The 10,633-nt window shown below is 50.3% G+C and carries 10 protein-coding genes; 2 read left to right on the top strand and 8 right to left on the bottom strand.

Annotated features, from left to right (window positions below; all coding sequences use genetic code 11):
- From HOK28_23545 to nadC, 6 genes are all read right to left on the bottom strand, one after another.
- Nucleotides 1-1,266: hypothetical protein (locus tag HOK28_23545; protein MBT6436084.1), on the bottom strand; the 1,266-nt coding region annotated here is incomplete at its 3' end.
- 11 nt (nt 1,267-1,277) lie between these two features.
- Entirely contained in the window at nt 1,278-3,395 is a 2,118-nt protein-coding gene (locus tag HOK28_23540; protein ID MBT6436083.1) for an AgmX/PglI C-terminal domain-containing protein, read from the bottom strand.
- Nucleotides 3,392-4,762 carry a response regulator gene (locus HOK28_23535; GenBank protein MBT6436082.1) on the bottom strand — a complete coding sequence of 457 codons (1,371 nt, stop codon included), beginning with the start codon at nt 4,760-4,762 and terminating at the stop codon, nt 3,392-3,394. Before HOK28_23535 ends, HOK28_23540 begins: the two co-directional genes overlap by 4 nt.
- Before the next feature lie 45 nt (nt 4,763-4,807).
- Complete coding sequence (locus HOK28_23530; protein MBT6436081.1) at nt 4,808-5,458, bottom strand: hypothetical protein; 651 nt, start codon at nt 5,456-5,458, stop codon at nt 4,808-4,810.
- A gap of 41 nt (nt 5,459-5,499) precedes the next feature.
- Nucleotides 5,500-6,258 (bottom strand): biotin--[acetyl-CoA-carboxylase] ligase, encoded by a 759-nt coding sequence (locus HOK28_23525; GenBank protein MBT6436080.1) that lies wholly within the window; start codon nt 6,256-6,258, stop codon nt 5,500-5,502.
- 3 nt (nt 6,259-6,261) lie between these two features.
- Nucleotides 6,262-7,140 carry a carboxylating nicotinate-nucleotide diphosphorylase gene (gene nadC / locus HOK28_23520; protein ID MBT6436079.1) on the bottom strand — a complete coding sequence of 293 codons (879 nt, stop codon included), beginning with the start codon at nt 7,138-7,140 and terminating at the stop codon, nt 6,262-6,264.
- 157 nt (nt 7,141-7,297) lie between these two features.
- On the opposite strand from nadC, the gene HOK28_23515 reads away from it, so the two are divergent.
- Together HOK28_23515 and HOK28_23510 are read left to right on the top strand one after the other, a co-directional pair.
- On the top strand, nt 7,298-7,648 hold the full coding sequence (locus HOK28_23515; protein ID MBT6436078.1) for a DUF4398 domain-containing protein: 351 nt from the start codon (nt 7,298-7,300) through the stop codon (nt 7,646-7,648).
- The gene (locus tag HOK28_23510) at nt 7,645-8,916 is read left to right on the top strand and encodes an OmpA family protein (protein ID MBT6436077.1); all 1,272 of its coding nucleotides are present in this window, start codon (nt 7,645-7,647) and stop codon (nt 8,914-8,916) included. Before HOK28_23515 ends, HOK28_23510 begins: the two co-directional genes overlap by 4 nt.
- 14 nt (nt 8,917-8,930) lie before the next feature.
- Here the strand turns inward: HOK28_23510 and HOK28_23505 are convergent, their stop codons facing one another.
- Nucleotides 8,931-10,325: a sigma-54-dependent Fis family transcriptional regulator gene (locus HOK28_23505; protein MBT6436076.1), complete on the bottom strand. Its 1,395-nt coding sequence runs from the start codon at nt 10,323-10,325 to the stop codon at nt 8,931-8,933.
- Between the two features lie 40 nt (nt 10,326-10,365).
- Nucleotides 10,366-10,633: energy transducer TonB (locus HOK28_23500; GenBank protein MBT6436075.1), on the bottom strand; the 268-nt coding region annotated here is incomplete at its 5' end.

Genomic DNA, 10,633 nt, shown 5'->3' with positions numbered 1-10,633 from the left:
TTCTTCCGGTTCAGGAAGCGTCTCTGGAGTTTGTTCTTCTTCCGGTTCAGGAAGCGTCTCTGGAGTTTGTTCTTCTTCCGGTTCAGGAAGCGTCTCTGGAGTTTGTTCTTCTTCCGGTTCAGGAAGGGTTTCTTGAGCTTGTTCTTCTTCCGGCTCAGGAAGGGTTTCTTGAGCTTTTTCTTCTTCCGGTTCAGGAAGGGTCTCTTGAGCTTTTTCTTCTTCCGGTTCAGGAAGGGTCTCTTGAGCTTTTTCTTCTTCCGGTTCAGAAATGAGCTGGTCGAGCCTTTGATTGACGACCGCAACCAACTCTTGAAGCCTCTGCGATTGGTTATGGGCATCAGGCCCAAACCCTAAGATTAAGCCTTCTATTTTTTGATGAGCTCGAAGAGCGATGGCGAGAGCCGGTGTCGATGTTGGAAGATCGAGAACATGCTCGGAGTGAGTATGCACCAGCTTGAGCTCATGAGCTTCTTCTTGCTGCATAGCTACGAGAAGCTCGGGCCAATCATCAACGATGAGTGGGTAGGCGATTTCTTGAGTGCCCCGGCGGCCTCCCTGACCACTTAAAGTCCCGTCTTCGTAGCTGAGATGGACCACAGTCTGGAAATACTCGCTGCACGCACCAAGGAGTTGCTCGATTAAAACAGCAGGTGTCGTCGCAGCTGTCGATGCTTCTTCAAGTGAACTCAATGGAGATGAAGATGTCACCAACTCTTCTTGAGGAGTTGCCAATTCTTCTGGTGGTGATGCCAGTTCAGGGACAGGGAATGTGGTTTTCGGGGGTGTATCGGGCCTCTGGGCCAAGGATTCTAAGAGGGTAGCAAACCGTGGTGGCGGCTCTTTGCTGTAAAGTCGGCGCATGGCATCGTGGAGCCTGGCTTCCACCGCTACAACCGCTACAGGTTGCAGTTTGATTCGCTTTTGAATGCGTTCAAGCACGCGGGGATGAGGCGGTGTGGCTACAAGAAGCCTAATGGAATTCCCGCTGATCCTCAGGGGCGCCATCCGATAGGTTTCAGCATAGTGCCGGGGAAACGTTTCGACGATTCCCATATCTACGCGCTCAATCTGGCCCCGGTTCGCTGACTCAAGCTTATAGTGTTGCTCCAGAACATCGAGGATGTCACGTTCATTTAAGAGATCTGCCTCAAGAAGGGCGGTGTCCAAGGTCCCACCTCGGGAACGTTGTACACCGAGGGCGTCGAGAATATCTTCTCGTTCAATAAGGCCCGAACTTACAAATGCTTCAGCGAGTGTATCTGCCATCTCAGTTCCTCTTAGAGGCTGCCGGATAAAACTACAGGAAACGAAACCGGAACTGGTTTACCGTTGAATTTCGGAAATCTCCAGTTTTTCACACGACGCATCGTACATTCTGCCATCGGTGAATCATCAAAGCCCTTGGAAGCGACTCCAACTTTGACAACTGTTCCGTTGGCAGCAATCGTCATCTCGATTTCCATTTTACCTTTGGGTGATTCGCCTTTGCGCATCGCCTCAACAAGACAAAGGTTCATGGAGCGGTTGTTGTCCGTGATAACCTTGTAGATGGATTCGGAGGTGAGGCCGTCCGGTAAGTTTGGAGTTGAAATATCCGATGGCTTGGTCAGTTTAATCTTCTGACGTTTTTTACGTATATCGGTGAAGATACTGGTCGCCATATCTTGCTCATTTTTAGAAAGGGAGTGAGATGTATCAATTCCCTTTTCAGCAACAGGTCGTAATTTGACCTTAGGCGCTTTAGATTTTTTCTTTTTGTTGAGGCCCATCAATTGCTGCCGAAGCGCGTTGCGTTCCTCCTCCGTCATATTAGAGGAGACGAGTTTTTCTTCTACACGCTTCGCCGCGCGATCGACGTTGGGATCTTCGATACCAGTGACGCTGTATACGAAACCAAGGCCTGGGATTTCAATGTACCCCATGAGGTCGAGAGTCACTGTTCCTGCAATGAGACAAAACATAACACTGCCGACCACCGCGGCGATGCGGTTGTTGCGTCTTCGCTCAAAAATCCCGGCAGTTGCCATAAAAACTCGAGTGGCTTCGCCAGGAGCAGCGGTGATGTAGTTTTGATCTGGATTCACGCCCATTTTTAAGGGCTTCATTGTGTTGTGCTCGTTGCTGTTTCCTTCGCCTTCAGCATTTCCCGCATAGCCGCCGCGAGCCATGGCTTCTCCGGTGGGAACACCGGCAAGTAAGGCTGCAGCAGAGACCACATCTTCTGCCTTTGGAGAAGGGGGTGCGGTAAGCTCTGAAGTCAAGTCACCTTCTTGAGTGTCAAAAAGATGAGGCATCGTTGTGACTTCGTCCGTGTCGCTGATGTCGTGGTTGGCATCAATGAATGGACTAAAGGGCTCGTCTGCTGGAGCAGAGAGGCTGGCAAAGTCAGGCTCTGTAGCCGGTGCATCGTCGTCGATGACAACTGGAATAGAGTCAGTATTGTCGAGCGACTCGGGCGAGCTTTCGGCGTTCTGCGGGGCCGCCTCATGAGGTGCCGTGAGATTCTCGTCAGTTGTATCTACAAAAGGTTCCGGCTCCGGCTCAGGCTCCGGCTCAGGTTCAGGCTCAGGTTCAGGTTCAGGTTCAGGTTCAGGCTCTGGCTCAGGTTCCGGCGTAGGTTCTGGCTCAGGTTCTGGCTCAGGTTCTGGAAGAGAGGCTGCCTTGGTGGTTTGGTTGAGGGCTTTTTCTAAGTCCTCGATGGCGATTGCCTGAGTTGGATCCTCTGCAATATTGGATTGAGGAGCCTGCGGTGCAGGTTCTTCTGCGGCAGGCGTTCCCATCGTTTGAGCCAATGCTTTTGCAAGGTCGTCTCGGTTGATAGCAACGGTTGGCTCGTCTGCCAGCATATCGCTGCTATCAGATACTGCAGGTTGTTGCGGCGGAGTGGGTTCTGGTGCGGCGGTAGGCTCTTTAGGAGTCATGACCCGCCAAGAAGCATCACCAGATTGGTTGGCTGGTTCAGCAAACTCAGGGATTTTACCGAGAGTTAGCCAGTCGCCCATACCTTCGCGCCATGAGTAGGTTCTTCCATCAATTTGCTTTCGTCCAAGCATGGCCAGAACTTCTTGCTGTCCGATGGGACCAATTTGTTCTCCGGCGACAAGCACGAACCAGATTTTTTTATCATCTTCTGGTGGTGGTGGAGGCGAGGGTGGATTGGGAGATGCCGTTTTATTGGCAACCGCCTCTTGAACTCTAAAGCCACTCACCGGTGTTTCTGCGGGTTGAGAAACGTTTGCTACGGGCTCTTGAACTTCTCCTGTTGCGGTCTCTTTTCGCCTTAGGCGCATCACGTAACCACACTTTTTACAGGTAAAGCGCAAGGTTCGCGCAGAAGGAACTTTTTCGTCCGCTACACTGTAACGGGTACTACATTTAGGGCAGGAAAATCTCACAGGATGTTTACCAGATGTTGCTTGATGTTGTTACGAACGTCTTCACTGGGAGCACTGAGAAGGGCTCTCTCCCACATTTCGACAGCTTTACGTTTAAAACCCTTAGCTTGATAAAGTAATGCCAAGTTTTGGGCGGCGGCATAGAGGTTTGGATCGAGCTCCATGGCTCTCTCATAGTGATACATCGCTTGGAAGCTTTGAGCGTCTTTCTCAAGGACTTGCCCAAGGGCGAATTGAATGCGTGAGGAAAATGGCTCTTCCGACTCTGCTTGCCTAAGCAAGGTAAAGGCCTGCGCAAAGTCATCTTGTTCAAAAGCTTGAATAGCCGAGCTAAAATGTTCTTTAGCGCTCTGTCCCAGTTCATGGGGTTTAGGGCAGGGCTCTTGTTTTAGGAGAGTTGATACTTTCTCTCGCAGATCGGCAACACGAAAAGGTTTCTCCAAGAAGGAATCAACGCCGTAGGTATTGGTGATGTCTTCAGCGATTCGCCAGCCTCGGTACATTGCAGAGATCATCAAAACAGGTACATGACCGAATTTGCGACTCTCTTTTACTTTACGACAAATTTCGAAACCGTGGACTTCAGGTAGCATTGCATCCAAGACCAAGAGGTCAGGCTTTTTCGTTTTGATAAGCTTAAGTGCTTCAAGCCCTCTGCTTGCACCAACGACCCGATAACCTTCAGCCTCGAGAGTTTTCATAATGAGATGCTGAATTTGAGGATCATCTTCAACCACGAGTATACAAGCGCGCTTGTCATTGGGCGTTTCCGGTAGATCGGCCACTTCGACGATGATGGTGTCGCCATCATCCTGACTTTCGGGATCTGAAATCAGAGCTTCAGCACCCTCGGGCTCAACTTGGAACATCGCAGCGGCATCGATTTGCACGGTTGCATCGGTTCTCGGCGCAAATGGACCTTTGTAGATTTCGTCCTGAGTTGTGTAGGCCGCTTCAATGGCTTGGAAGAGTTGTTCGTGAAGGCAAATATGGGGCCGTACAGACAACCCGGTTGCAAAGCTAACTTCTTCTATGACTTGTTGGTCCATGGGGTTAACCATGCCCAGAAGTAAATTACGATCCTCTACACCAATCGGAAGTACCAGTTGTTCTTGGGCAACCTTTTCAGGAATGAGCTGCAAAACTTCGCGCTCAATTTCGATGGTATCAAGATCTACCGTGGGATAACCGTAATAGGTGTTGAGCGCTGATAAGGCTTGGTCTTTTGTGATGTGACCAGCTTGTACCGCTGCAGAAGCTAAGCGTGTCTGGCTAAGCAAACGCTCACGTCCCAGTTGCTCAACAGTATCTCGGTCTAGAAGACCTTGGGCGACTAAAAAGTCACCAATGCGTTGTTTGCCCACCATGCCTCTGCCTGAAGTCTCCCACTGCTTGGGGTTGGCTGGATACTATCAGTAGGGAACCTTGTCTACAAACGACCCGGTGTCTTCTTCTTTGACTGATTTTTGAGGAATCCCAGTTTTAGGAGCAATGGGTTGGTCGGGCCGGATTTGAAAAGATTGGTACATCGTACCAATCGCTGCTGCAAAAGATGAACCATCTGGTTCAAAGCACTCGAAGTGGAGGATGAAAGCCTCTTGGCCGGCGACGATAAAGACCTCTTCGAGGGCTCTGGGATACTGAATATTGCCTTGGTAGTGGTAGCTGGCGGTGATGGCGGCGGCGGGATAACCACCTATCATGGCATCGGCTTTGGCAAGCTCTTTGAAGCCGGGAAGTCTACCGAGACGATTCTCAATGGCTTTGAGCCGGAGCAGCCGGGGGTGAGCTCCGGGTGGAACATTGATTTTTTGGACCATGAGCTGGGTTTCGACTCGGGCGCCGATGGGTTTAAATGTGGCACTTTGACCCGGTCGAAAATCAGAAACCTGCCATTTACCGGGGAGCTGGATGCTGAAAAGGCCATCCGGGCTTTTGAATAACCTTGGTTTTTTGGGACCAAAGAGCGGGTTTTGGGCACTAAGTTGCGCGGGAACCACAAAGCTGAGGATTAGAAACGTAAATAATACGCACCAGGGAGATTTTAGTAGAGCTTTAAGCATCAAGTAGATCCTAGCCTTGAGAGTTGACCTAAGCAACGAAGTTAACGGATCTCAAATACTTCGCCTGAATCTACAACTTTTAGAGTCTCGCCGTCTTTAAGCATCAGGCGACCTTCGCTGTCGAGCCCACAAGCGGTTCCGCGGATTTGCCCGTCACCCGATTGGGCCTGAACCGTTTTGCCGTTTAATGCATCCGCACTTTTCCAATAGTCCAAAGTTGGGGCAAGCCCTTCTTGGCTCCAGGTCGCGATGCCAGCTTCCAATTCCTCAAGAATCAGTTCGATGCATGCGTCGATGCTTGTTGGGGCGTCGCTTAGCTCATTCATGCCGACATACAGAGACTTGATTTCATCATTTAAAACAACATTTTGCGCGCTTTTTAGGTTGAGGCCATAACCTATCAAAACAGCGTGTCCACCGGGCGATTCTTCGGTTTTCACATCAATGCACTCGAGTAAAATACCGCAGAGCTTCTTCGTGCCAACCAGAATGTCGTTGGGCCACTTAAGCAGTGCGTTTTTCGCACCCAGCTTACTGAGGGCTTTGTGAATTGCCACGCCGGTAACCAGGCTGAGCTGGTGAACTTTGTCACGGGGCTCTTTGGGGTAAACGACGGTGGTCGCAAATAACCCTGCGCCCTCGGCTGAGAACCAATCCCGGCCTCTTCGTCCTCGGCCCGCTGTCTGGGATGTTGCGAGGATCGTCGTACCCGGATGAACGCCTTGTTGAGCAGCTTTGAGCGCCTCGGCCATCGTGCTCTCGACTGTTTCAAAACGTTGAACGTGTTCTTTAAAGCTCATTGATTATTCCTCCAACATATCCAAGCCTAAATCGGCTGGAACAACAGTATGGGTCAAAGCACCCATAGAGATGCGATCGACACCAGTTTGGGCAACTCGGGTGATATCTGTAATCCCAATTCCGCCGCTTGCTTCCAATTGTGCTCGGCCTGCAGTTCGTGTCACTGCATCCTTTAAGTCTTTATCAGAAAAGTTATCGAGCAATATGATGTCAGGTCCAGCACTGAGTGCTTCGTCGAGTTGATCAAGACCGTCAATTTCAACCTGTACAATCATGGACGTACCGACTTTGGCCCGAGACATTTCGATGGCCGACTGAAGAGAGCCAGCTGCTGCAATGTGGTTGTCCTTGATCAAAACAGCGTCGAAAAGCCCTACGCGGTGATTAAAAGCCCCACCGGTTTTCACAGCGGCCTTTTCAAGTAATCTCCAACCCGGCGTGGTTTTACGTGTGTCGTAGATTTTCGCCGAGCAATCATCGGGGACTTGGTCGGCTGCGATACGAGCGCCGTTGGCGATACCGCAGAGCCGAATCATAAAGTTTAAAATAGTTCTTTCGGCTTTTAAGATAGAGCGAATATCCCCATTGAGCTGAAAAAGTACCTGGCCGGGTTGGGCGATGGTGCCCTCGGCCATTGGGTTTAAAGGCTCGAGCTCAGGGTCAAAACGCTTCATGATGGCGTGTGCCAGGTGGATGCCACACACAACAGTTTCAGTTCGGGCAGCTACAACTGCCTGAACTTGTTGGGCTTTAAGGAAAATGGAGTCGGTGGTGACATCACCCGCGTCGCCCATATCTTCAGCAATGGCGAGGTCCAAAAGCGCTTGAACTTCTGGATGTTGAACTAAGCTTGCCCACTCTGAGTTATCGTTGATGACCATGGTTTCTCCTGAAAAGCTTGATTATAGAGCCGGGGGCCATGAGGCAATGGCTTGAAGCAATTGACCCCGGGAGCCAGCGTCTGTTAGACCGCTTAAAGTCCACTTGCTGGAAATAACAAGACTTCTTGAGCTTGGAGCTTGGATCGTGAAGCAGGCTATCATTGGGTTACTTTTAAGTTTAACCCTACTCGTCATTACAGGTTGTGGTCCCGTTGTAAGCGGTGTGCGTATTCTTAAGGCAGATATTGCTTTGGGAGAGGCTCAAACCGCTGGGGCTAAAGAAACTGCTGTTTACGAATACACAGCAGCAAAAGTCTATTTAGATAAAGCACGTGAAGAACACGGATACTCCGATTTTTGGGGTGCCCGCGTTTATGCAGACAAGGCGCTTAAATTTGCCCGCAAAGCAAAGAAACGTGCAGAAGTCGAAAATCGTGTGGGACCTCAATCAGATTCATCTGCAGTGAAGATTGTACCGATTCCTCAAAACGAAGCGGTGTCACCATGAGTCGTTACGCCATTGGTATGCTTATTTTGGTGGGTGCATTGGCCTCTGGTTGTCGCTCAGGCCCGATGCTTCGAGGCGACGCTGTACAGATTGCTAAAAAGCTCGAAATGGCTCGTGAAAACGGGGCCTACAATTGTGCGCCGATGCAGCTTGCACAGGCGGAAGCTCATCTAGAGTTTCTAGAGTATGAGCTTGATGAAGGTGATTTTCAGCGAGCAAGTTGGCACCACCGAGCAGCCACTCAAAATGCTGATACGGCATTCGCGATAACCGATCCTGATAAGTGCGCCGATCGTGAGGTTCTCATTGCGGACGCCGCACCGGTGATCATTAAAAGCACAGACCGAGACCTCGATGGTATTTTGGATGAAGTCGATCAGTGTCCGGATGAACCAGAAGATAAGGATACCTTTGAAGACCTTAATGGTTGTCCAGATCCCGATAACGATGCGGATATGGTTCTTGATATAAACGATGTTTGTCCGCTTGAGCCCGGCAGTGTGGAAAACCGCGGTTGTCCTGTAGCCGACCGCGACGGCGATGGCATCGGCGACGATGTAGATCAATGTGTTAACGAGCCAGAAGATATCGATGGTTTTCAAGATGAAGATGGTTGTCCTGAAGCAGACGACATCGATGGTGATGGCATCCTGGATCAGGTTGATAAATGCCCGACTGAGCCAGAAGACATCGATAATTACTTAGATGAAGATGGCTGCCCGGAACTCGATAACGATGAAGATGGTGTTGTTGATATGTCGGATCTCTGCCCGATTCAGCCGGGACCGATTACCAATGCAGGCTGCCCCGTAGCCGACCGTGACAACGATGGCGTCAACGATGAAATCGATCAGTGTCCAGATGTTCCCGGCCAAGCGCCAACGGGTTGCCCAAAGCGCGTGCTGGTTGAGGTGAAAGGTTCTCAGATTGAGATCAAAGAAAAGATTAACTTTGAAAGCAATGGGTCAGCCATAGCCGGCGGTTTGTCTTTCGAAATCATCGACCAAGTGGCCCAGGTCTTTAAGTCGAACCCAGGGATTCGCGTAAAGATTGAAGGACATACCGATAGTTCAGGCGCTGCAGATTACAATCTGAAGCTCTCAGACTCCCGGGCCAATGCAGTGCGAAAGGCGCTGATTTCACGGGGTATTGAGGCAGATAGATTAGAGGCCATTGGGTATGGTGAGTCGAAGCCAATCTCTTCCAACTCAAGCAGCAAGGGCCGCGCCCAGAACCGCCGCGTTGAATTCAACATCTTGAAGAAGTAGCTCTGCGAAGCTTTTTAAGAAATTTGATACTCTTTAATTTTGTACAGCAGCGAGCGGTGAGAAATCTCTAAGATTTTTGCCGCGTGGGTTCGATTGCCTTGAGTTTGCTCGAGTGCACGTTTGATGAGTTGTATCTCTAAAGCCCGGCTTGCCACCTTGATGGAGAGCGTGTCGGGAAGTCCCGATAGGTTAGACTTTGGTGGCTCGGTTATCTGCTTGGGCAAAGACTCTTTTTCAATCCAGCCGTTTTCACTTAGCACCAGCGAACGTTCCACAACGTTCTCAAGTTCACGAACATTACCCGGCCAGCGGTAGCCCATCAGTGCCTGTAAGGCGTCTCGGGTAATCTGTGCTTCGGGGTGTCCAAGGTTTTGGGCGTAGAGCTTCAGGAAGTGTGCGGTGAGACGCGGAATATCTTCCTTGCGTTGCCGCAAAGGTGGAACATCGATTTGTACAACGTTGAGCCGGTAATAAAGGTCTTCGCGAAAAGTACCTTTCTCAACCATCTGAGCCAAGTCTGCGCTGGTGGCAGCAACCACGCGAACATTTACCGGCCGTGAACGTGTATCCCCTACGCGGCGAATCTCGCCTTCTTGTAAAAAACGAAGAAGCTTAACTTGAAGCGCCAGGGGAAGCTCAGCAATTTCATCGAGAAAGAGGGTGCCTCCATGGGCCTCTTGAACCAGGCCTAATTTATCTCGTGATGCATCGGTAAAGGCGCCTTGGACATGTCCGAAAAGCTCACTTTCTAAAAGTGTCTCTGGGATGGCGCCGCAGTTGATTGGAACAAATTGGCCAGAGCGTTTGGATAAACGGTGTAAGGCTTTGGCAAGAAGCTCTTTGCCCGTTCCAGATTCACCCATTAATAGAACAGTCGATTTATAGTCGGCGACTTTGGTGAGAAGGCCGACTACTTTTTCCATACTCGCGGCATTGGTCACAAAGCCGTCGATGCTTTGAATACTTTGCTGACTTTTGAGTCTTTGGTTTTCCGCTTCAAGCTCTTCTTTTTGATTGAGAACGTGTTGGCGTTCATAAGCCAATCTTATTTTAAGAAGGACCTCGTCTGCTTTGAATGGTTTGGAGACATAGTCCGCGGCGCCCATGTGCATTGCAGCGATGGCCGTATCCACATCCACAAATGCACTCATCATGATTACTGAGAGGGGCAGCGCATTTTCTTGGATACGTTGAAGTAGCTCAATGCCGCTCATACCCGGCATTTTAACGTCGGTGAGTACTAGGTCGTAGCTTTGCTCAGAGAGTTGAAGAAGTGCCCGCTCGCCGCTTTCACACAAACAAACTTTGTGCCCTCGCCCTACCAAGAGCATTTCGAGCATTTCCCGCATACCGGGTTCGTCGTCGACGACAAGAATTTGAAGTGATGGGCTGATGGGCTCAGTGGTCATGATTTATTTATAGCAGCAAAGCGGCCGTGGCCGAACACTATCAATAGTCATCAAGCTCCCAGCGATAGGTGAAGGTTATGGTGGTGGTCACCGGCTTGCCGCCTTGGACTGCGGGTGAGAATTTACATCTTTTCATAGCCCGTTGCGCAGCTTTATTGAGTCCGTAGCCCGGGCCTTTGATGATTTTAACCTTGCCAACAGAACCGTCGCCAAACACTTCGACTTCTAAGATAACTTTTCCCTCAATGCCGAGATTTCGAGCTTCTTGAGGGTAATCGATGGTGCAGCGCCTCTTGGTTTGGGGCATT

It is taken from the genome of Deltaproteobacteria bacterium (assembly GCA_018668695.1).
Lineage (GTDB): Bacteria > Myxococcota > XYA12-FULL-58-9 > XYA12-FULL-58-9 > JABJBS01 > JABJBS01.
This window is presented reverse-complemented; position numbering and strand designations above follow the sequence as displayed.